General features: G+C 64.9%; 19 protein-coding genes and 2 pseudogenes. 5 read left to right on the top strand and 16 right to left on the bottom strand.

Annotated elements, in window-relative coordinates; all coding sequences use genetic code 11:
- Nucleotides 1-45: 45 nt before the first annotated feature.
- Both QGG75_00520 and QGG75_00525 read right to left on the bottom strand, forming a co-directional pair.
- Nucleotides 46-708, bottom strand: a complete 663-nt coding sequence (locus QGG75_00520) for a 4Fe-4S dicluster domain-containing protein (GenBank protein ID MDP6065731.1) — start codon at nt 706-708, stop codon at nt 46-48.
- Between the two features lie 532 nt (nt 709-1,240).
- Nucleotides 1,241-1,998, bottom strand: a protein-coding gene (locus QGG75_00525) for an IS5 family transposase (GenBank protein ID MDP6065732.1) whose coding sequence is annotated in 2 segments (ribosomal slippage) — nt 1,241-1,671 and nt 1,671-1,998 — 759 coding nt in all. Because the reading frame shifts where the segments join, the coding sequence is not laid out codon by codon here.
- Between the two features lie 146 nt (nt 1,999-2,144).
- On the opposite strand from QGG75_00525, the pseudogene QGG75_00530 reads away from it, so the two are divergent.
- Both QGG75_00530 and QGG75_00535 read left to right on the top strand, forming a co-directional pair.
- A pseudogene (locus QGG75_00530) lies at nt 2,145-2,528 on the top strand (transposase).
- A 299-nt stretch (nt 2,529-2,827) separates the two neighbouring features.
- Nucleotides 2,828-3,277, top strand: coding sequence for a bacteriohemerythrin (locus QGG75_00535; GenBank protein MDP6065733.1), 450 nt, complete (start codon nt 2,828-2,830; stop codon nt 3,275-3,277).
- Nucleotides 3,278-3,280: 3 nt separating this feature from the next.
- Here the strand turns inward: QGG75_00535 and QGG75_00540 are convergent, their stop codons facing one another.
- The 6 genes from QGG75_00540 to QGG75_00565 form a co-directional block, all read right to left on the bottom strand.
- Nucleotides 3,281-3,607 (bottom strand): hypothetical protein, encoded by a 327-nt coding sequence (locus QGG75_00540; protein MDP6065734.1) that lies wholly within the window; start codon nt 3,605-3,607, stop codon nt 3,281-3,283.
- A 165-nt stretch (nt 3,608-3,772) separates the two neighbouring features.
- On the bottom strand, nt 3,773-4,513 hold the full coding sequence (locus tag QGG75_00545) for an SDR family NAD(P)-dependent oxidoreductase (protein ID MDP6065735.1): 741 nt from the start codon (nt 4,511-4,513) through the stop codon (nt 3,773-3,775).
- A 5-nt stretch (nt 4,514-4,518) separates the two neighbouring features.
- Complete coding sequence (locus tag QGG75_00550) at nt 4,519-5,697, bottom strand: pentapeptide repeat-containing protein (protein ID MDP6065736.1); 1,179 nt, start codon at nt 5,695-5,697, stop codon at nt 4,519-4,521.
- Between the two features lie 55 nt (nt 5,698-5,752).
- Nucleotides 5,753-9,244, bottom strand: coding sequence for an indolepyruvate ferredoxin oxidoreductase family protein (locus QGG75_00555; GenBank protein ID MDP6065737.1), 3,492 nt, complete (start codon nt 9,242-9,244; stop codon nt 5,753-5,755).
- Nucleotides 9,241-9,660 carry a cobalamin-dependent protein gene (locus QGG75_00560; protein MDP6065738.1) on the bottom strand — a complete coding sequence of 140 codons (420 nt, stop codon included), beginning with the start codon at nt 9,658-9,660 and terminating at the stop codon, nt 9,241-9,243. Before QGG75_00560 ends, QGG75_00555 begins: the two co-directional genes overlap by 4 nt.
- Nucleotides 9,660-11,339 carry a methylmalonyl-CoA mutase family protein gene (locus tag QGG75_00565; GenBank protein ID MDP6065739.1) on the bottom strand — a complete coding sequence of 560 codons (1,680 nt, stop codon included), beginning with the start codon at nt 11,337-11,339 and terminating at the stop codon, nt 9,660-9,662. Before QGG75_00565 ends, QGG75_00560 begins: the two co-directional genes overlap by 1 nt.
- Before the next feature lie 186 nt (nt 11,340-11,525).
- Between QGG75_00565 and QGG75_00570 the strand changes: the two genes are divergently transcribed.
- Entirely contained in the window at nt 11,526-12,110 is a 585-nt protein-coding gene (locus tag QGG75_00570; GenBank protein ID MDP6065740.1) for a TetR/AcrR family transcriptional regulator, read from the top strand.
- On the opposite strand, the gene QGG75_00575 is transcribed toward QGG75_00570, so the two are convergent.
- Together QGG75_00575 and QGG75_00580 are read right to left on the bottom strand one after the other, a co-directional pair.
- Nucleotides 12,107-12,316, bottom strand: coding sequence for a hypothetical protein (locus QGG75_00575; GenBank protein MDP6065741.1), 210 nt, complete (start codon nt 12,314-12,316; stop codon nt 12,107-12,109). The two genes, QGG75_00570 and QGG75_00575, sit on opposite strands and share 4 nt — an antisense overlap.
- A gap of 41 nt (nt 12,317-12,357) precedes the next feature.
- The gene (locus QGG75_00580; protein ID MDP6065742.1) at nt 12,358-12,735 is read right to left on the bottom strand and encodes a hypothetical protein; all 378 of its coding nucleotides are present in this window, start codon (nt 12,733-12,735) and stop codon (nt 12,358-12,360) included.
- Between the two features lie 90 nt (nt 12,736-12,825).
- Here QGG75_00580 and QGG75_00585 point away from each other — a divergent pair, with 90 nt between their 5' ends.
- Complete coding sequence (locus tag QGG75_00585) at nt 12,826-13,341, top strand: hypothetical protein (GenBank protein ID MDP6065743.1); 516 nt, start codon at nt 12,826-12,828, stop codon at nt 13,339-13,341.
- A 33-nt stretch (nt 13,342-13,374) separates the two neighbouring features.
- Nucleotides 13,375-15,162: pseudogene (locus tag QGG75_00590) on the top strand (molybdopterin-dependent oxidoreductase).
- Nucleotides 15,163-15,167: 5 nt separating this feature from the next.
- Here the strand turns inward: QGG75_00590 and speB are convergent.
- The 6 genes from speB to QGG75_00620 all read right to left on the bottom strand — a co-directional run bounded on the left by speB (nt 15,168) and on the right by QGG75_00620 (nt 20,064).
- Nucleotides 15,168-16,202 carry an agmatinase gene (gene speB / locus QGG75_00595; GenBank protein MDP6065744.1) on the bottom strand — a complete coding sequence of 345 codons (1,035 nt, stop codon included), beginning with the start codon at nt 16,200-16,202 and terminating at the stop codon, nt 15,168-15,170.
- A gap of 114 nt (nt 16,203-16,316) precedes the next feature.
- Nucleotides 16,317-16,673, bottom strand: a complete 357-nt coding sequence (locus tag QGG75_00600; GenBank protein MDP6065745.1) for a DUF86 domain-containing protein — start codon at nt 16,671-16,673, stop codon at nt 16,317-16,319.
- Nucleotides 16,674-16,970 carry a nucleotidyltransferase domain-containing protein gene (locus QGG75_00605; protein MDP6065746.1) on the bottom strand — a complete coding sequence of 99 codons (297 nt, stop codon included), beginning with the start codon at nt 16,968-16,970 and terminating at the stop codon, nt 16,674-16,676.
- A gap of 77 nt (nt 16,971-17,047) precedes the next feature.
- Nucleotides 17,048-18,760: an alkyl sulfatase dimerization domain-containing protein gene (locus QGG75_00610; protein ID MDP6065747.1), complete on the bottom strand. Its 1,713-nt coding sequence runs from the start codon at nt 18,758-18,760 to the stop codon at nt 17,048-17,050.
- Between the two features lie 33 nt (nt 18,761-18,793).
- A complete protein-coding gene (locus tag QGG75_00615; protein ID MDP6065748.1) occupies nt 18,794-19,609 on the bottom strand; it encodes an enoyl-CoA hydratase/isomerase family protein in 816 nt (271 codons plus the stop codon).
- 5 nt (nt 19,610-19,614) lie between these two features.
- On the bottom strand, nt 19,615-20,064 hold the full coding sequence (locus tag QGG75_00620; protein ID MDP6065749.1) for a MarR family transcriptional regulator: 450 nt from the start codon (nt 20,062-20,064) through the stop codon (nt 19,615-19,617).
- Between the last annotated feature and the right edge of the window lie 41 nt (nt 20,065-20,105).

The raw sequence follows: 20,105 nt of genomic DNA on the forward strand, positions 1-20,105 counted from the left end.
TGCGGTTTCGCCGCCGAAGGCGCCTCGAGTGGCCGTGAACGACGGTTATTCCATGTCTCGGTCGTAGTACCTCTTCTTGAGTTCGTCGTGGCTCATGGCCAGTAAGACCTCGTATTCCGCGTCGTAGTTGCCGCCGCTGATCTCCCCTATCCGTTTGACCAACTCCGGGCTTTCCTTGCGCAGGTACCGCCCGAACAGACGGCGGCCCAGGACGCCGACGTTGTAGTGGGTGATCTCGGCCGGGCAGCGAAGGACGCACATACCGCAGGACACGCAGTCGAAGGACAGGTCCATCAGCATCTCGATGTCGCCGCGCTTGGCGGCCTGGATGTAATCCATGACGAGAAGCCCCTGCACGCAGGCCTTGGTGCAGGTGTTGCACTCGACGCATCGGAAGATCACCGGATAGAGCTTCGCCATGGTCGCCACGTCAGGCGTCAGTTCCTCGATGTCGTAGATCGCCTTCTCGGCCGGGAAGGACGGGATTTGGGCCAGGGACATGCCGTCTTGAACCAGGGTCGTGCAGGCAAGGCCCATGGCCAGCTTGTAGTCGCCGGGAAGCCGGTAGACAGTGGCGCAGGCGCCGCAAAAGCCTTCACGGCACCCGGCGCCGCGGACAATCTGGTATCCCGCATGCTCGATGGCGCCCATGATCGTCGCTTCAGCGGGCACCGAATAGGCCCTGCCCATGATATGCACGGTGATCATGGGATTCGGGGAGCGGGACTGGGAGCTTTTCTTCGGGGATTTCCGTTGGGACGGTGCTTTCTTAACCTTCGCTTTGACCATTTCGGCATTCTCGCAAGTTTACCACGTGACACTCGACACGTTGGAAGCTGAAAGACCTTCCAAGATGACGCCAGACTACCAAGATAACGGCAGACTAACGCACTGAGCCCGCCGACGACAACCCGCCTGGTTCGGTTCGGGGCAAAAAAAACCGTCATGGCCGATTTTGCTTGGGCGCGACCTTGGATTGAGCTGGCACCCCGCCAGCGCATCGGGTTGCCTTGTTCATGAACGCGTTGCGGCGGAAGCTCTTTCTTGCCCGTTCTTGCCCGCGATTTCATGCCCTCGACACCGAGCGCCGCGACCGCTGTGCATCGGCTGGCCGCCGACAAAACTTATCAAGACCCCCGCCAAATGCGAAAATTGCCGGGAAGGGTCTTCACCCCCAGTCCCCAAATGAACCTGTTTCCGGGCGACATGAGATCGTGATTCTGTTAGAGCCTGTTGACAATTAGCGCATGGCAATGATGGTGGCGGCAAGGTTCAAGTTTGCGGCGTAGCTGATGTCGGTCTTGTCGTAGCGGGTGGCGATGCCCTGGAATTCCTTGATCTTGGCGAAATAGTTCTCAACCAAATGGCGCCAGTGGTAGATGTCTTTGTCGTAGACGATCTGCCTTATCCGGTCGGCTTTCGGTGGGATGACGGCGATGGTGCCACGGTGGTCCAGCTCCGCACGCAGCCAGTCGACGTCGAACGCCTTGTCGGCCAGCAAGGCATCGAAGTGAAGCTCTTGGATCAAGGGGCCGACGCCGATGGTGTCATGGCGTTGACCAGGCAGGAGCACGAAGCGCACCAGATTTCCCAAGGCATCCACCAGCGCGACGATCTTGGTGGTCAGGCCTCCTTTGGATCGCCCGATGGCCTGATTTTGAGTCCCCCCCTTGCGCCGCTCGCCTTCTGCTGAACGCTGACGATGGTGCTGTCGATGAGGGCATATTCGAAGTCCGGGTTCTCCGATAACACCTCGAACAGATGCTCAAAGACGCCCTTCTTCGCCCATTGGCGAAAGCGTTGGAAGACGCTGTTCCACTTGCCCAGAGCCGGCGGCAAGTCGCGCCACGGAGATCCCGTACGAACCCGCCACAATACGGCTTCGAGAAAGAGGCGATTGTCTGCCGCCGTCACACCGCGATCCGTGACCTTGCCCGGCAAATGAGGCGAGACCTTTTCCCAAACCTCGTCCCTGATAACCAAACGCTCAGTGATCATCCAAACCTCCTCGCAAAAGAAAGCTTGAATCACCTTTCGACGCTTTTGGGAATCCCTTACATGTCAACAGACCCCAGAAGAATCATGATCTTTTGGCGTTCCTGAGGTTCGATACGGCTCACCCGACGGGTGAAAGCGAAGCGGGGATTTCGAGGCAGGATTTCGACCGTCGGCGGAAGCTGGAATTTCCTGGGTCGAGGGTCACCACCGATGCCGGACTTATACCTTTCCGGGAACTCGACGACGCCCTCGCTGTCCTTTCTGATCTGCCGGGGCAGTAGATCGACCGGGTTCACGACTGCCGTCCGCCGAACAAAATCATCCTCGACATGGACTCCGACGTCAGCCCGACCTACGGCGACCAGGAAGGCACGACCTACAACGGTCACTTCGGCTGCACCTGCTATCATCCGCTTTTCCCATTCAACCAGTTCGGCGACCTGGAGCGGCGTCGCCCGCGTTCTGGCAACATGCACAGCGCCGATGGCTGGCGGGACATCCTGGCTCCAGTCGTGGTACGCTACACGGAGGAAAGGCCATGAGGATACCGGGAGAGGTGTGTCCGGATCACGGGAAATCGGGCCGAATAGGGCCGCCGAGAGCAGCTCTGTGGCCGAAAGCTCGTCACAACGGGCCAGGGTCTGGGGCATGGTTCCAAAACCGAGCCTGTTCGGCTATCATCGGGGCCGAATTTGGGAGTCACCTGGGGAATGTCGGCTTCAAGCGGTGATTGGCCAGAGATCGATGCCATCGCCTTTGAATCCTTCAATTGGGTTCGAAAAACCGACAAACCAAGTGATCGGTCCTTTTGCGATTGGGAAAGCATGAAATGGCGTTCATACAATGGGACGAATCGTTATCGGTTGGCGTGCCGGTTATCGATGGCGAACACAAGAGCCTGATCGACAGTGTGAATAAGCTCCACGAGGCCACCGAAAGCTTGAAGCCTCAGAGAACCGTGAGCACGATCCTCGACTCGTTCGTCGATCTGGTGAGCTACCATTTCCGTCGCGAGGAACGCGTTATGCGGGCGACGGGCTATCCCGACTTGGAGGACCACATGGCCAAGCACCGGGAGTTCGAAACCTACCTCCTTGCCAACCGGCATCCGTCCAAGGGGAAGGCGCGGCCGCCCAGCGACCGGGACGCCGTCAACCACATCAAACAGTGGCTTGTCGACCACATCCGCAACGATGACAAGCTGTACGCACCTTATACTGGCGACAATCCGGCCGTGGTCACCGCCGTCTACGAGACCGCCGTCTACGAGGACGTTTGACGTTTACGAGGACGTTTTCGCCCAACAGGTCGCGGAAAAAGGAGACCCGAAGGCATCGACCGAGTTGGGATTCTCTAGGAACTTGCCGTAGAGCTCGGCGATGGTCAACGGGATGCGCTCGCCGCCCTCATGCAGGATGACGATGACGAACTGGCCCGGCCTGGCCGCCCGCGCCATCTGGGGGTGGTGAAATTCAAGCAAATAGGTGACGTCCGAGAAATCCTGGCGCGCCACGATCTCAAACAGCGACCTCTGGGCCTCGCCGTCCCGGCCCCGCCCGCCTTTGGCACCCGAAACGTCAACTGGCGTCGCTACTTTGGCATCGGCCATGCCGCGCATCTCCGCCAATACCAATTCCACAATTTCTCTGTGGATTCTTTCGAGATAATCCGATTTCCCAGCGGAATCAAGTGGGTAAACGAATAATTCGGCGCCATTCCACCCCTGGTGCGAAAGAGAGCCGGCCGCTTCGCGTGATGATTACTTCACCCGCCCTCACTTCATCACCACGCCGCCGTCGACGACGATGGTCTGGCCGGTGATAAAGCTGGCCAGGTCGCTGGCCAGGAAGGCGATCAGGCCGGCCACTTCTTCAGGCCGGCCGAAGCGTTTCAGCGGGATGGTTTTGACTAGGCGATCGCCGTGCTTGGCGATGAACTCGGCCGGCATGGGGGTGTCGATGATGCCCGGGGCCACGGCGTTGACCAGCACCTCGGGCGCCCAGGCCTGGGCCAGCGAGCGCACGATGCCGAAAAGCCCGGCCTTGGCCGCGGCGTAGGACGCGAAGTGCCGATTGCCCTGTTCGCCGGCGACGGAGTTGGCGAAGATCAGCCGGCCCGGCCGCTGGCCATTGGTCCGCGCCCGGAAGGCCAGGGCGACGTCGTAGGCACTGGTCAGGTTGACGGCGATGGCGCGGTCCCAAAGCTCCCGGTTGTCGGGCTCCAGGCGGTCGAGCTCGAAAATTCCGGCCAGGTGGACCAGCACGTCGATGGGCCCGTCGGCGGCGTCCAGGGCCTCGGCACAAGCTTCTGGAGAATGCAGCGCCGAGGTGTGGGTCGAGAGGTTTTCGTGGCCCTTGAAGTGGGCCACCGCCGCCTCCAGCCCCTCGGGCCGGACGTCGATGAGGTCGACCAGGGCGCCACCGGCCAGGAACACCTCGGCCGAGGCCAGCGCAATGCCACCGGCGCCGCCGGTCAGCACCACGCGGCGGTCCTTGAAGTCGAACCGGTTTTTCATCTTATTCACTTCGCCGGCACTTCCAAGCCGTCGGTCAGCACCGCACCTTCAAGATCGGCGCCCTCCAGCTTGGCGCCCGGCAGTTTGGCGCGACTGAGATCGGCCGCCACGACATTGCCGGTTGGCGCCCCCGAGGCGTCATGGATCTCGACCGGGCCCAGCTTGGCCAGCGTCAGATCGGCCTCGCTCAGATCGGCCTCGATCAGACGGGCACCGCTGAGATCGGCGAACTCGAGGTTGGCGGCCCGCAAGTTGGCCGCGGAAAAGTCCGCCAGCACCAGTCGGCAATAGGAAAGATCGGCCGCCGCCAGCACGGTGGCGCGCAAACTGGCGCCAGAGAGGTCGACGCCGGCCAAGACCACGTTGGAAAAATTCATGCCGTCGAGCACGGCCCGGCTGCCCTTGGCACCAGATGATTTCGACCATTCGGCGTGCTGGCGCAGCACGGTCTGTATGTCGAGCGTCAGGTTGTCGACGTTGACCACCACGGTGGCGCCCTCGAGGTCGGCGTTCGAAAGATCGACGCCGGTCAGCGTGGCGCCGCTGAGATCGGCATTGCGAAACTGGGCGCCTGCGACCTGGGCGCCAAAAAGCTGGGCGTTGCGCAGGTCGGCCTCGTTGAGCGCGGCCTGGCTGAAATCGGCACCGGAAAAGTCGGCCTGCTGCAGGTTGGAGCGCGTCAGGTCGGCCTGACTCAAATTGGTATTACGCAGCGCCGTCCCCTTGAGGTTCGAGTTGACCAAGCTGGCGTTGGCCAGCGAGGCCTCGGAAAGATCGGCCTCGACGCTGCCGCCAGCCGCCGGTTTGGGCTGGTTGGGGTGATCGGGCAGCGCCTTGGCATGCATCAGGGTGCCGCTGCGCAGATCGACCTCGTCGAGGTTGGCCCCGCTGAGGTCGGCACCGAAGAACTGGGCCCCGCGCATATCGGCCTGACTGAGGTCGGCGCCGGACAAATCGGCGTGACGAAAGTCGGTGGCGAAAAGATCGGCCTGGCTAAGATTGGCACCTGTCAGCACAGCGTGGCTGAGGTCCGATCCGGCCAGGCTGGCCTGCTTCAGATTGATCCCGGGCAGCTTCAGCCCGGTCAGTACCTGGTTGGCCAGGTTGGCGCGCTGGCCCCCGGTCTTGCCCTCCGCCCAGAGGCGGTGCTTTTTGAGAATTTCGACCAGTTCGGCGGGCGTCATGGCATCATTTTGCCGCCATGGCGTGGACTATGGCAAGACGGTCCTGCTACCGCGCCTACTCGGCAGCGGCGCTGCCGGGCCTTTGGGCCAGTGCGCGGCGCAATTCCTCTTCGCGAGTCTGGGCGGCGCTGGCGGCGGCTTCCTTGACGTGGCCAAAACCGCGGATCTGTTCGGGCAGGCTGAGCAGCCCCCGTGCCAGATCATAATTCTCGCGCCCCACCTGGGCCAAGACCTCGTCCACCAGGGCCTCGTAGCGGGCGATCAATTGGCGCTCCAATTGCCGGTCGCGGCCCAAACCGAAGAGGTCGAGCGGCGTTCCCCTGAGGCCCTTGAATTTGGCCAACAGACCCATGGCCGGGAACACCCAGGGCCCGTAAAGCCGCTTCTTGGGCAGCCCGCTGACGGGATCGGGACGGCTCAGCAGCGGCGGCGCCAGGTAGACCCGGGCCTTGAATCCGTCTTCGAAAGCGGCCTCCAGGCGGTTTCGCAAGTTGGCCCCGGAATAGAGCCTGGCGACTTCGTATTCGTCCTTGTAGGCCAGCAGCTTGGCGTAAGAACGGGCGACCGCGGCGGTGAGCTCACCGGGCCGGTTCAAGAGCCGCGTCTCGGTCTCGCCGACCCGTTCCACCAGGGCCCGGTAGCGCGCCGCATAGGCCCTGTCTTGGTATTCCGTAAGCATCCCGGCGCGTTCCTCGATCAGCCCCTCCAGCGTCAGTTCGACCTCCTCGGCCAGCCCCACCAGGGCCTCGACGGCGGCCTGGTCGTGGGCAGCACTGCGGCCCCAGAGGAAGGCCTGGCGGTTCTCGGCGATCATCACGCCGTTGAGGTCGATGGCCCGCGACAAGGCCTCGGCCGAGACCGGGATCAGGCCCTTCTGGTAGGCAAAGCCGAGCATGAAGACGGTCGACAGAATGCCCTCGCCCATGAGGCCACCGATCAGCGCTCCGGCATCGACGTAATCCGCCTCGCCGACCGCCAGTTCCACCTTCTTCTTCATCTGCTCGAGGGGAAAGCCGAGATCGGGATTGTTGGTGAACTCACCCGCCGCGGCCCGCGCCGTGTTGACCACGGCCCGGCTGACGCCGCGTTCCAGACGGTCCGTGGCCTCGTCCTCGCAGACCACCGAGATATCGCAGCCGACGATGGCATCGGCGCTCAGCGGTATGCGGGTAGCAAAGATCCACTCCGGTGTCTCGGCGATGCGCACGTAGGACGTGGCCGCCCCCCAGCGCTGAGCCAGGCCGGTCATGTCGAGCACCGTGGCGCCGCGGCCATCGAGGTGCGCCGCCATGGCGATGATGGCGCCCAGCGTCATGATGCCCGAGCCGCCGATGCCGGCGACGATGATGCCGTAGGGTTTTTCGACACTCGGCAAGTTGGGTTCCGGCACGGCGAAAGGTTCATCGCCACTGGCCTCGGGGCGGCGCGGCACGCCGCCCTCGAGCGAGACGAAACTGGGACAGAAGCCCTTGGCGCAGGAATAGTCGGTGTTGCAAGAAGACTGGTCGATGTGCCGCTTGCGCCCATTGCTGGTCTCCAGCGGCATCACCGAGAGGCAGTTCGAGATGGCCGAGCAATCGCCGCAGCCCTCGCAGACCTCGGGGTGGATGAAAAGCCGGCTCTCAGGCTGCGGCGCGGTGCCGCGCTTGCGCTGGCGGCGCCGTTCGGTGGCACAGGCCTGGTCGTAGATCAGCACCGAGACGCCCTCGATTTGGCGCATCTCGCGCTGCACCAGGTCGAGTTCGTCCCGGTGGCGAATGGTGACGCCGTGGGCTAGGCCGGCGCCGACAGCATGGCGGTCGGGGTCTTCCGTCACGATGACCATGCGCGAGACGCCCTCGGCCGCCAACTGGCGGCTGATCTGGGGCACCGTCGGGCTGCCCACCAGGGGTTGGCCGCCGGTCATGCCGACGGTGCCGTTAAACAAGAGCTTGTAGGTGATGTTGACGCCTGCCGCCACGGCCGCCCGTATGGCCAGTATGCCTGAGTGCAAATAGGTGCCGTCGCCCAGGTTGGCGAAGACGTGTTCGTTCTGGCTGAAGGGCGACTGGCCGATCCAGGCCGCGCCCTCGGCCCCCATGTGGCAATAGGTCATTGTGCTGCGGTCCATCCACATGACCATAAAGTGACAGCCCACGCCGCCCTGCGACCAGGAGCCCTCGGGCAGCCGGGTCGAGGTGTTGTGCGGGCAGCCGGAGCAGAAATAGGGCAGCCGGCCTTTGGTGAAGAGCGCATCCGAGCCGATCTCGATGGGTGTCTCGCGCAGCCGCTTTTGCGTCGCCTCGCGAGCGTCCAGGTGCGCCAATCCGCGCTTGATGGCCTCGCTCTCATGAAAGCGGGCCAGGCGGGCGGCGATCACTCGGGCGATCTTGGCCGGGCTCAGCTCGCTCACCGAAGGCAGCAGCCAGTCGTCGAGGCGGCCCTCCCAGTTGCCCTTGCCGGCGTACTTGCCGACGACCTGCGGCCGGCGGCTCTCAGGCCAGTTGTAGAGCTGCTCCTTGATTTGCTCCTCGATCACCGGGCGCTTTTCCTCGACCACCAGGATTTCCTCGAGGCCGTCGGCGAAAGCGGCGATGCCGCTGGGCTCCAGCGGCCAGGTCATGGCCACGCGATAGAGTTTGAGCCCGATGGCTTCGCTCTCGGCATCATCGATACCGAGGATCTCCAGCGCCTCCATGACGTCACCGTAGGCCTTGCCCGAGGTAACGATGCCGAAGCGCGGCCGCGGGCTCTCGATGATGGTCTGGTCCAGCCCATTGGCGCGCACGTAGGCCAGCACGGCGGCCAGGCGTTCCTCCTTGCTGCGCCGCTCCTGTTCGGGCCCGGCGTCGGGCCAGCGGATGTTGAGACCGCCGTCCGGCATGGCGAAGTCGTCTGGCAGCCGCACCTGGACGCGATGGGGATCGACGTAGACGGAAGCCGAGCTTTCGATGTTGTCGCAGACCGAGGTGAAGCCGATCCAGAGGCCCGAATAGCGCGACATGGCGAAACCGTGGACACCCAAATCGAGGTAGTCCTGGACGCTGGCGGGATTGAGCGAGGGAATGCCGGCAGCCGAGAAGAAGATCTCGCTTTGGTGCGGCGTCGTGGTGGTGCGGGCCGCATGGTCGTCGCCGGCGATCACCAGCACGCCGCCGTGACGCCCGCTGCCGGCGGCGTTGGCGTGGACGAAGGCGTCACCGGTGCGGTCGACGCCGGGTCCTTTGCCGTACCACATGCCGAAAACGCCGTCGTACTTGGCGCCGGGATAAAGCTCGAGCTGCTGGGCCCCCCAGATGGCCGCCGCCGCCAGATCCTCGTTCAGCCCGGGCCGGAAAACAATATGGTGTTTCGTCAGGAAGGGTTCGGCCCGGGCCAGGGCGAAATCGAGGCCGGAGATGGGCGAGCCCTGGTAGCCCGAGACATAGCCCGCCGTATTGAGCCCGGCCGCCTCGTCGCGCTGGCGCTGAATGATGGGCAGCCGCACCAGGGCCTGGAAGCCCGACATGTAGGCCCGGCCGCTGTCGCGGGTGTATTTGTCGTCAAGGCTGGAAACGGCGAGCGTCATGGCGATCCCCCTGCCCGGGCCTGCAGGAAATCGAGAATCTCCCGCGAACGCGTGTTGCTGTCGAAGATGCCGTCGATGCCCAGATCCGCGAGTGCCGCGAAGTCCTGACGCGGGATGACGCCGCCGATCATCAGCGTCACCTCGGTCATCTCGCGTTCAGCCAGGCCTTCGACCATCTCGCGGCAGTATGGAACATGGGCGCCGCCAAGGAAACTCAGGCCAATGACGTCGACGTCTTCCTCCAGCGCCGCCTCGATCACCTGGTCGACGGTGAGGTACTTGCCGAGATAAATGACCTCGTGGCCGGCCTCGCGAAACAGCGAGGCCAGCACCTTGATGCCGCGGTCGTGGCCGTCGAAGCCCACCTTGGCCAGCAGGATGCGCCGGGCATCGGCAATCTCAGCCGCCGCGGACATCAAAACGGCGCCTCGTTGGCGCCCAGGTCGTCGTAGCTGTAACCAAAACCCTGGCGGATGTAGCCGTTCAACTCACCCAGCGTGGCGCCCGCCTCGATGGCCTCCATGGCGGCCGGGAAGAGGTTCACGGCGCGCCCGGCCGCCTGTTCGCGCAGGCCTGCGAGCGCCGGCTCCAACGCCTTTTTGTCGCGTGCTTCCTTGAAGCGGCCGAGGCGCTCAACGTGGGCCCGGACCTCGGCCTCGGGGACCTCCTGGACCACCACCTCGCGTTCTTCGTCAATCTCCGAGATACCGCGATTGACGCCCACCACGGTGCGCTCGCCGGCCTCTACCTGCTTGTGGTGGCGCAGCGCCTCGGCGTCGATCAGGCGGTCGGCCCAGCCCGTCTCCTGGGCCATCATCATGCCGCCCTGTTCGGCGATGGCGGCCAGCAGCTTGCGGATCTCGGCCTCCATCGTGTCGGTCAGACTCTCGACGTAATAAGAACCCGCGAGCGGGTCGGCGACGTTGCCGATGCGGCTCTCAAAAGCCAGCACTTCCTGGGTGCGCACCGCCAGTTCGACCGATTCCTCGGTCGGCAGGCCGCTGTTCTCGTCATAGGAACAGGTGTGCAGCGACTGGGTGCCGCCGAGCACTCCGGCCATAGCCTCGACGGTGACGCGAATGGCGTTGACCAGCGGCTGCTGGCGGGTCAGCGACGATCCGGCGGTGTGGACGTGGAACTTGTACTTCAGTGCCTTGGGGTCGCGGCCGCCATAGTCGTCGTGGATGATACGGGCCCACAATCGCCGGGCGGCGCGCAGCTTGCATATCTCCTCGAAGAAGTCCATCTCGGCGCTGGCCGTGAAGGTGATGCGCGGGGCCAGATCGTCAATGTCGAGGCCGCGCCTGAGTCCCTCGTCGAGGTATTCCCGGGCCAGCGCGAAGGTGAAGGCGATCTCTTGGGGCGCCGTGATGCCGTTTTCGCGGATGTTATAGCCGTCGACGCTGAGCGGGTTCCACTTGGGCACGTGGTTGATGCAGTATTCGACGCAGTCGATGGAAAGCTTGAGCCCCAGATCGGGCGGCACGAAGCTGCGCTTGTAGCCGCAGAAGGGATCGCCCAGCGTGTCGTTGAGGATGGTGCCGCGCAAATCGGCGGCCTCGAAGCCCCGGCGCCGAGCCGCCACCAGGTAATAGGCCATCAGCATGGTGACGCCGACGGTGCTGAGGTTGACGCTGACCTTGTCCAACGGGATCCCATCGAGCACCTCTTCCATGTCCTCGATGGTCGAAACCGGCACGCCCTGCAGGCCGACGTCGCCGCGCGCCAGGGCGTGGTCGGCGTCGACGCCGGAATTGGTGGGGATATCGAAGGCCACGTTGACGGCGCTCTCGCCGGTATCGATGAGGTAGTGGATGCGTTCGTTGGTCAGGCGCGGCGAGCCGAAGCCGCAGAGCTGGCGCCGGCTCCACAACCGGCCGCGGTACATGCTGGGATAGATGCCGCGGGTGTAGGGGTAGCTGCCGGGATCGCCGAGGTCGCCAGCGTAGTCGAGCCCGGCCACGTCATCGGGACCATAGACCTCTTTTACGGCATAGCCCGAGCCGGTTTCAAAGCGTTCGACGGTCTCGCGGTAGGCTTGGGCGACGCGCTCGGAGCGGCTTTCGGGGGCCTCGGCGGCGCTATTTTGGGACATGGCTAGGCCTTTCTTTCAGCAAACGACTGTTTGTCTAAATGGTTAGAAGGAGGGCCCGATGGAGTCAAGAGGGGAATTCACTGGCGTATCGATTTTTGTGGAAAATCAATTAGTTAAAAAAATTGACAGATGAACCGAGCCTCCCTATTAATACAAACAATTGTTTGCCTTCGAAATCGAGTCTTCATGGCCCAGACAGCCCGCCAGATCCGCCGCCCGCGCAGCGACAGCCGCCGCCGGGAACTGCTCAACGAAGCCGCCTGGCTGTTTCGCCAGAAGGGCTACCACGCCACCTCGGTGCGCGATGTCTGTTCGGCCGTGGGCATGCTGCCGGGCTCGCTCTACAGCCATTTCGCCAGCAAGGAAGACCTGCTGGTGGCGGTCTACGAGGCCGGCATCGCCGAAATATCCGAAGCCGTGACCAACGCTCCGGCCGCGGGCGACCCCTGGGCCCGCTTCGAAGCGGCCTGCACGGCGCACCTCGAAGCGCTGCTGAAATCGAGCGACTATCCCCAGGTCGTGGTGCGCGTGCTGCCCGAGGACGCGCCCGGCGCCAGGGACGAACTGGTGCGGCTGCGCGACAGCTACGAGGCCATCTTCGTGCCCCTGATCGCCGACTTGCCGCTGGCCGCCGGCGCCGATCGGGGTTTCCTTTTGCGTCTGGTCATAGGCGCCTTGAACTCGACCACCACCTGGTTCCGGCCTTCGGGCGATTCGCCCCGCACCATCGCCCACAAGTTCGTCGCCACGCTGCGCCAAGCGGCGACTTAGATAGTGATGAACTCGTCGAGAAAATGGCTGCGGCCCAGCGGCTTCGGTTTGTCCCGCTCCTCCGGGTTCTGGTAGCGCACCGATGACTTGCCGGCATGCTCCCGCGTCAGCACCATGGCGCGCACGAAAGCGCTCTCGACATCTTCCGCAGCCGTCGCCAGGACCGTCTTGGGGCCGGCTTCGAACCAGGGATCGAAGGGCCGCAATTCGTGGACCTGCCCGTCCGTCTCGACCCGCAGGCGGCCCTTCAGCAGGCAGCGGATGCCCGGCCCGACGTGGGTGTGACGCTGGGCGATGCCGCCCCGGGGGGAAAATCGATGCGGTCGCAGCGCATGAGATATTCCTCGCCACCATCGAGCTCGATCTCCTGGGCGAATTTGAGACGGGAGGCGACGCCCGGCAACAGCTCCTCGTCGCCCGCCGCGGCCAGTTCGAAACGCAGCACGTGTGCCCCCGCCTGCCCCGCGCCCAATTGGCAGGAATCGGCGCTGAAATGGGCCTGATTGTCCGCCAGCGTCGCCCCGCCGACCGAGATTTGGCCCGAGGCACAATAGAAAATACGCTTGGCCGGCCCCAGCGAGAGCCCTGAAACCGCCGCCTCCAGACGGTCTTCCAGCAGTCTCATGACCTGGACAGCCATCGCTTTGCGTTCCCCTCGGTACACACTATCTTCGACCACCAGTGTAACAGCCGCGGCTGAGACAGGAAGCTTGGTATGAATGACGAGGACCCCGGTACCGGCATTGGCCGATCGCTGCCCCGGCTCGAGGATCGGCGCTTTCTGCTCGGCCGGGGAGGCTTCCTCGACAATCTGGAATTCCCCGCCGTCGCCCACGCCGTGCTGCTGCGCTCGCCCCACGGCCACGCCGATATCCTCGATCTCGACCTGGGCGCCGCCCGCCAGAGCCCCGGGGTGCTGCTGGTCGCCGGCGGTGCCGAATTGGCGACCGAGGGGCTGGCTGGCATCGATTGCCTGATGGTGCCGCCCGACTGCGAGGGCCGGCGGACCTTCATTCCAGCGCACCCGCTGTTGCAGACCGAGCGGGTGCGCTTCGTCGGCGATCGGGTCGCCCTGGTGGTGGCAGAGACCCGGGACCAGGCCCGCGATGCGGCGGAGTTGATCGGCGTCGACTACCGCCCCCGGCCGGCCCTGGTATCGCCAGGCCAAGCCCGCGCCGCCGGGGCCGCGCTGCTTTGGGACGAGGCCCCCGACAACGTCTGCTTCCGCTAGACCGAGGGCGACCGCGAAGCCACCGAGGCGGCTTTCGCCCGGGCCGCCCATGTCGTCGAGCTCGACCTCGTCAACAACCGCATCATCACCAATTTCATCGAGCCCCGGGCCGCGCTGGGCCTATACGACGCCGCCCAGGACCGCTTCACGCTTTATGCCGGAACCCAGATGCCGCATCGCGTGAAAGCCAATATGGCGGCCGTCTTCGGCCGGCCCCAGGGCGATATTCGCGTCGTCGTGCCCGACGTGGGCGGCAGCTTCGGCAGCAAGATGAGCGCCTGTGCCGAACAGGCCCTGGTGCTCTGGGCCGCCGGCAAACTGGGCCGCCCGGTCAAGTGGCTGGCGGAGAAGAACGAGGGCTTCGCCAGCGACTCGGCGGCCCGCGACAGCGAAACCCGGGCCGCCCTGGCCCTCGATGCCGAGGGCCGCTTCCTGGCCGTGCGCGTCGATACGCTGGCCAACATGGGCGGCTGTCTCTCCAACGGCACCACGCTGGCGGCCATCAACGGCCTGACGCTGCACACCGGGCCATATGCGATCGAAGCGGGATTCGCGGCGCTGGAGGGCGTCTTCTGCAACACCGTTCCCACCGACGTCATGCGCGGTGCTGGCCGGCCCGAGGCGATCTATGCCATCGAGCGCCTGGTCGACGCCGCGGCCGAAAAACTCGGCATCGCGCCCGACGCGCTACGCCGGCGAAATCTGATTCCGCACGATGCCTTCCCTTACCTCACGGCATTCGGGCTGAATTACGACAGCGGCTGCTTCGAGAGCAACCTGGAAAGCGCCCTCGGCCGCGCCGACTGGACCGGCTTCGCCCAGCGCCGCGCCGCCGCCGAGGCCCGGGGCCTGCTAGCCGGCATCGCCGTCGGCTGCTACGTGCAGCGCAACGGCGGCCGCCTCTTGGACGAAAACGCCCAGATCCGCATCGACCCCACGGGCTTTGCCACCCTGCTGATCGGCACTCTGGATACCGGCCAGGGCCATGAAACCGCCTACGCCCAGATCGTCGCCGAGAGCCTCGGGCTCGCTCTGGATGCCATTCGTGTGGTCGAACGCGACACCGACATCGTCGCCCACGGCAACGGCACCGGGGGCTCGCGTTCGATGATGGTGGGCGGCTCGGTGACGCTGCTGGCCTGCCGGCGCATCATCGCCAAGGCCACGACCATCGCCGCGCATCTGCTGGAGGCCAGCGCCGACGACATCGCCGTCTCGGACGGCCATTATGTGATCTCCGGCACCGACCGCGGCGTCACGCTGCAAGAGATTGCCGCCGCCGCCTACCGCCAGGACCTGCTGCCGCCCGAGATCGAGACCGGCCTCGACGAGCGCGCCAACTTCCGCCCGCCCAATTTTTCATTTCCCAACGGCGTCTACGTTTGCGAGGTCGAAGTCGACCCCGAGACCGGCCGGGTGGTAATCAAACGCTTCACGGCGGCCGAGGATTTCGGCACCGTGGTCAACCCGTTGCTGGTCGAGGGCCAGGTTCACGGCGCCCTGGCCATGGGTTTCGGCCAGGCGATTTTCGAGCATACAGTTTACCAGCCCGGCAGCGGCCAGTTGCTCTCGGGCTCGCTGCTCGATTACGCGCTGCCCCGGGCCAGCGACATGCCGCCCATCGACCTGGCCGTGGACCAGAGCGCGCCTTGCCTGAGTAACCCGCTGGGCGCCAAGGGCGCGGCCGAGGGCGGCACCGTGGGCGCGCCGCCGGTGGTCATCAACGCCATCCTCGACGCCCTCAGGCCGCTCGGCGTCGAACACATCCAAATGCCGGCAACTCCCGAACGCGTCTGGCAAGCGATCCAAGAGGCCGGCTGAGCCGGCTACTTCCTGGCCGGGTGCGCCAGCACCATCAGGGCCAGGATCTCGAACAACATCTGGGCGCCGACATGGGCCGTGTTGGTCGAAGGATCGTACTGCGGGGCGATTTCGACCACGTCGCCGCCGATCACGTCGAGCCCCGCCAGGCCGCAAAGGAGCTCCTGGCACTCCCGCGGCGAAAGCCCGCCCACCTCCGGCGTACCGGTGCCCGGGGCATAGGCGGGATCGAGGCCGTCGACGTCGAAGCTGACGTAGCAGGGCCCCGCGCCCACCACCTCACGCGCCTTGTCCACCACCGCCGCCACGCCCATTGCCGAAAAATCCTCGACGTGGATCACTGTCATGCCGGCATCGTAGGAAAATTCCCAGACGAATTCGGACGAGCCGCGGATGCCGATCTGGATGCTGCGCCGGGGATCGACGACGCCGTCGAGCACGGCATGGCGGAAGGGCGCACCGTGATTGAACTTGGAGCCGTCGAGCTCGCCGCCGGTGTCGCAGTGGGCATCGATATGCACCAGGCCGACGGGCGCCCGGCGGCCGATTGCTTTCAAGATCGGCTGGCTGACCGAATGGTCGCCGCCGACGCTCAAGGGCCGGACGCCTGCGGCCACGAGCTTGGAATAGAAATCCTTGATGTCGGCGAGCGAGGTGTCGAGATCGAAGCGACTTTGCAGGGGCACGTCGCCGACGTCGCCGAGCCGGCACTCCGCCCTGGGCACCAGCCCGTGGCGATAGTGGTAGGGCCCGACGCGTTCGATGGCCCGCACCGCCCGCGGCCCGAAGCGCGCACCCGAGCGGTTGACCACGCCGAGATCCATGGGCACGCCCACAAGGGCTATGTCGAGGTCCTGGAAGTCGGACACGTAGGGCGCATCCAGCAAGGTCGGAACGCCACCAAACGGCAACGCCCGCGGCTTGCCGTCGAGGGCCAAGAGCTCGGCCACGGTTTGGAACTTCGGGTCGAAAATTTCCCGGCCGGCGTCGGCGAATTTCCGCCGCAGGCGTTCGAGTTCATCCGGGTCCACAGGGTTCATGGTTCTGCCTAGAGCAATTCAAAGTTGAAGCGAATCAGTCACGCTCCTCATATGTCCCGCCGCAAAAGCAGAAGCAGGCGCGCGTTGCCCAGCGTCTTGTCCGCCGCCACCGGGCTATTCCCGCTTCGCCTCGATCTCCTCGATCATAGCGGACACAGCGGCCTCCAACTCGGGCAGGTCGCCTGTCACGGTTGCCCATATCTCGCGCGGCAGAATGCTCGGGTAGTCGTGACGCAGTACGTTGCCGATGCCGGCGATCTCCCGCCAGGGTATGTGGGAAAAGCCCGTCTTCAATTCCTCCGGTAGATGGCGCGACGCCTCCGACACGCGTTCAATATTGCGTTCGACGGCGTCGATCAGTTGTCGGTCGTTGGTGAATTCCTCCAGGTTCTTGTCAGCGACGTATCGCCGGATCGCGGCAATGGCCGTGAGGATGTGGCCGAGGCGGGCCCGGAGGAGTTCGTCGCTCATTCAAAAAACGCTCACCTCATCGCGGCCGATGCGGGTGCGCTCGGGCGGCGACAGGCTTTCGCGCACGACAACGTCGGTGGCGCATTCCAGAAGGTCGCCGAGATAGAGCGACAACCCGGAATGATCGACGAGCGAAAATGGCTGCTGCGGATCGATATCGACAAGCACATCGACGTCACGCGCGGTCGCCTCGCCGCGAGCCGTCGAGCCGATCAGCGCCAGACGGCAGACGCCGCGGGCGCGCAACTCTTGTTCGCGGGCCTTGAGCCGATTGACGATGCGATCACGTTCCGGCATGCCATTCACCGTTGTCAATAAAGACCATTCTAACCTCGCACTGCCGCCACCGCTAACCCCCGACACTCGCCCATCGTTCAACGCTCAAAAAGTGCCAAGAACTTGACAACGGCAACCGGCCCACCGTCGATGTCGATTTCGTCGGCGGCGTAGGCCAGCGCCGGATTGCGCTTTTTGGTGACGATGCGTTTCCAGGTGGCGGCCGTGGTGGCGATGCGGATGTCGGTGGGGCCCGCGCCGCCTTCTCGCAATTCCGCCACGCCGCGGCGCACGTGGATGGTGAAGCTGCGGCCCACGTCGGCAAAATCAAACCGCACCCGGGTGTCGGTCTCGAGTGCCTCTTCGGCCTTCAGGCGCGTGGTCATGCCGGCGAGAAAGCCGTCGATGGGCAGGCTGTCGAGCATGCCGTCGGGAAGGGCGCTGGGATCGGGCCTCTCGATCACCAGATCGCCGGCGAGTTCGCGGGCCTGGGTGAGATACCAGTGTCGGGCGTTGGGATTGCCGTGGTCGCGGGCCTTGGCCCTGAGCGCCCGGGCCAGCAGCTCACGGGCTTCGGCCGCCTCGGGCTGGGCCCTGAGCCAGTGGCGCGCCAGTTCCGCCGCCCATTGCAGCTTGCCCGCGGCCAGGGCGGCGCGGGCCTGGTCGGGCAGCGGCCGGCCGGCGGCGAAGACGGCCATCAGGCGCCTCGAGCGTTCTTCCGGTGGCAACGGCTCGAGCGTCGTGGCATCGCCATCGAACCAGCCCAAATAACCGCCGTAGACGGCGCGCACCGACCAGGCCACGGTGCCGTAGTGTTCGGCCAGCCAGGGATGCTCGGCCAAGTGGCGCGGCAGGCGCACGGCGGCGACGATTTGGTCGGGACCGAGCCCCCCATTGATGCCGCGAACCGTCTGGTCGTGGACGAACTGGATGGCATCGCGGTAGGCGGTCAGGACCTCGGCCACCTTGTCGCCCCCCACCAGCGGCCGGGTATGCGCCGGAACCAGGACCTCGGGCCCCAGCGCGCGCATGCGATCGAGGCTCTCGACCCACGTCATGACGTCGCGGTGCGCCGTGCCACGGATGGTGTAGAGGTTGGGAAAGGTCTGGTAGATGTTGTCGGCCGGCAACAGGATTTTTCGTTCGGGCAGCCAGACCATGATCTGGTCGTCGGTTTCGCCGGGCGCGTGGATCAGCTCAAACCGCACCCCGGCGACTTCGATCTCCAGCTTGTCGTCGAACACATGCGTCGGGCGCCTTAGCGCCATGTCTTGCGTTTCAAACCCCAAGTCGGGACCGATGCCGGCGTTTATCACCCCGCCGGCCGGCAGCAACTGGCCGAACATACGCATGCCGCGCCGGTAAAGGACGTCGGCCAGCACGTTGACGATGCGGTTGATGTGGGCGTTGGTGGTGCGATGGGCGTAGACCGGCACTTCGCGCCGCTGGGCAAAAACCTGGCTGCCATAAATGTGGTCGGGGTGGTTGTGGGTCAGCACGATGGCCTTGACCGGCTTTTTCGTAATTTCGCGAAAAGCGGCCAGCGCCGCCTGGGCGCGCGTGCGGCTTTCCAGGCTGTCGACGATGATGACGCCGTCGTCGCCCTCGATCATGATCGAATTCGCCAGGCCGTAGCCGACGGCGACGTGGATGCCGGCCGCGGGGCTGATAACTTGGCGCTCAAAAAGCCGGCTGTGGGCCTCGAGGGTCGAGGCCCCGCCAGTGGTGGTGTCAGTGCTCTTTTCAGCCTCCCCGCTGTCGCAGCCGGCCAGCGCCAGGACGGCGCCGATCAGCAGACCGAGCCCTTTCATGCCGCCCTCCCCCGTTCCCAGAGCCCGTGGCTCCTAAAGGCCGTGGTTGGGCCAACTAGGTTCAAAATTCTTGTCGAGGAAGGCCTGGGCGCCCTGGGTGTGGCTGTCCTTGCGCAGCCACATGGACATCATCATCTCGGTCTCGATGCGCAAGCGTTCCTCGAGCGTCCGCCCGATGCCCCGGACCACGGTTTCCTTGTCGGACCTGAGCGCACCCTGGGGCAGCTGGGCGATCGACTTGGCCAGCTCCAGCGCACGCGCATACGCCTTGCCCTGGGGCACCACCTCGTTGACCAGACCCATACGAAAGGCCTCGTGGACGTCGATGAAGCGGCCGGTGATGAGCAATTCCATGGCGTGGCCGTGGCCCACGATAAGCGGCAGGCGCACGGCCAGGCCGTCGCCCGAGATGATGTTCCAGCGCCGCTCGGTAGCGCCGAACTTGGCGTTCTCGGCACCGATGCGAATGTCGGCCAGCAGCGCCGTCTCCATACCGGCGGCCACGGCGTAGCCGTTCACGGCGGCGATGATGGGTTTGAAGATGTCGGCCCGCTTGGTGTAGCCGCAAAAGCCGTCGGAATTGTAGATGGCCTGGCGGTAGTCTTCGTAATCCTCGAACTTGAAGTTGTCGGAAGCCGCGTCTTCGAGGTCCCAGCCGGCGCAAAAGGCCTTGTCGCCGGCACCGGTGATGATGGCGACGAGGGCGTCTTTATCATCACGAAACCTCTTCCAGGCCTCCTGCAGCTCCAAGTTCATGGTGTTGCTGATGGCATTGCGCCGCTCGGGCCGATTGAGGGTGATGGTGACGATGTGATCGGTCATTTCGTATTTGATGGTCTCGTAGCTCATTGCAGTCACTCCCTTGGCGAAGAAATTTCCAGAAGATTGGCTTTGACGGCCAGCAGGTCGTCGATCAGGCGTTCGCGCCCAGCCGCCGGCAATCCTGCCAGGGCCTGGCGGTTGAGGGTGGCGCCGACCTGGTTCACGAAGGCCCGGACGGGGTCTACCTTGGGCGTGAGGTGAACTCGCTTGGCGCGGCGGTCGTGGGCGTCGGCGCGGCGCTCGACCCAGCCCTTGCGCTCGAGATGGTCGAGCAGCACGCCCAGGCTGGGCCGTCCGATCTCGAGATCAAAGGCCAAGTCCGCCTGGGTCACGCCGTCCTGGCGCATGAGGTGAAGCAGCACCCACCACTGCGAACGCGTGAGGCCGAGTTCGCGAACCCGCTGGTCCAGCACCTGGCGGATGAGGCGGGCCAGGTCGTGGATGAGAAAACCGAAATTGCCTTCGTGGGCCGGCCGGGACATGCCGGGATATTAGTACGCTAGACAATAATATGCAAGAATAT

The organism is Alphaproteobacteria bacterium, assembly GCA_030740435.1.
GTDB lineage: Bacteria > Pseudomonadota > Alphaproteobacteria > UBA2966 > UBA2966.

Bases quoted from the DNA above. Each gene is read 5' to 3' on its own strand.
- QGG75_00540 (MDP6065734.1), bottom strand. From the start codon at position 3,607: ATGGCCGATGCCAAAGTAGCGACGCCAGTTGACGTTTCGGGTGCCAAA.
- QGG75_00580 (MDP6065742.1), bottom strand. From the start codon at position 12,735: ATGAGACTGCTGGAAGACCGTCTGGAGGCGGCGGTTTCAGGGCTCTCG.
- QGG75_00555 (MDP6065737.1), bottom strand. From the start codon at position 9,244: ATGACGCTCGCCGTTTCCAGCCTTGACGACAAATACACCCGCGACAGC.
- QGG75_00550 (MDP6065736.1), bottom strand. From the start codon at position 5,697: ATGACGCCCGCCGAACTGGTCGAAATTCTCAAAAAGCACCGCCTCTGG.
- QGG75_00565 (MDP6065739.1), bottom strand. From the start codon at position 11,339: ATGTCCCAAAATAGCGCCGCCGAGGCCCCCGAAAGCCGCTCCGAGCGC.
- QGG75_00520 (MDP6065731.1), bottom strand. From the start codon at position 708: ATGATCACCGTGCATATCATGGGCAGGGCCTATTCGGTGCCCGCTGAA.
- QGG75_00545 (MDP6065735.1), bottom strand. From the start codon at position 4,513: ATGAAAAACCGGTTCGACTTCAAGGACCGCCGCGTGGTGCTGACCGGC.
- QGG75_00605 (MDP6065746.1), bottom strand. From the start codon at position 16,970: ATGCCGGAACGTGATCGCATCGTCAATCGGCTCAAGGCCCGCGAACAA.
- QGG75_00560 (MDP6065738.1), bottom strand. From the start codon at position 9,660: ATGTCCGCGGCGGCTGAGATTGCCGATGCCCGGCGCATCCTGCTGGCC.
- QGG75_00610 (MDP6065747.1), bottom strand. From the start codon at position 18,760: ATGAAAGGGCTCGGTCTGCTGATCGGCGCCGTCCTGGCGCTGGCCGGC.
- QGG75_00535 (MDP6065733.1), top strand. From the start codon at position 2,828: ATGGCGTTCATACAATGGGACGAATCGTTATCGGTTGGCGTGCCGGTT.
- QGG75_00615 (MDP6065748.1), bottom strand. From the start codon at position 19,609: ATGAGCTACGAGACCATCAAATACGAAATGACCGATCACATCGTCACC.
- QGG75_00585 (MDP6065743.1), top strand. From the start codon at position 12,826: ATGAATGACGAGGACCCCGGTACCGGCATTGGCCGATCGCTGCCCCGG.
- QGG75_00620 (MDP6065749.1), bottom strand. From the start codon at position 20,064: ATGTCCCGGCCGGCCCACGAAGGCAATTTCGGTTTTCTCATCCACGAC.
- QGG75_00570 (MDP6065740.1), top strand. From the start codon at position 11,526: ATGGCCCAGACAGCCCGCCAGATCCGCCGCCCGCGCAGCGACAGCCGC.
- speB (MDP6065744.1), bottom strand. From the start codon at position 16,202: ATGAACCCTGTGGACCCGGATGAACTCGAACGCCTGCGGCGGAAATTC.
- QGG75_00600 (MDP6065745.1), bottom strand. From the start codon at position 16,673: ATGAGCGACGAACTCCTCCGGGCCCGCCTCGGCCACATCCTCACGGCC.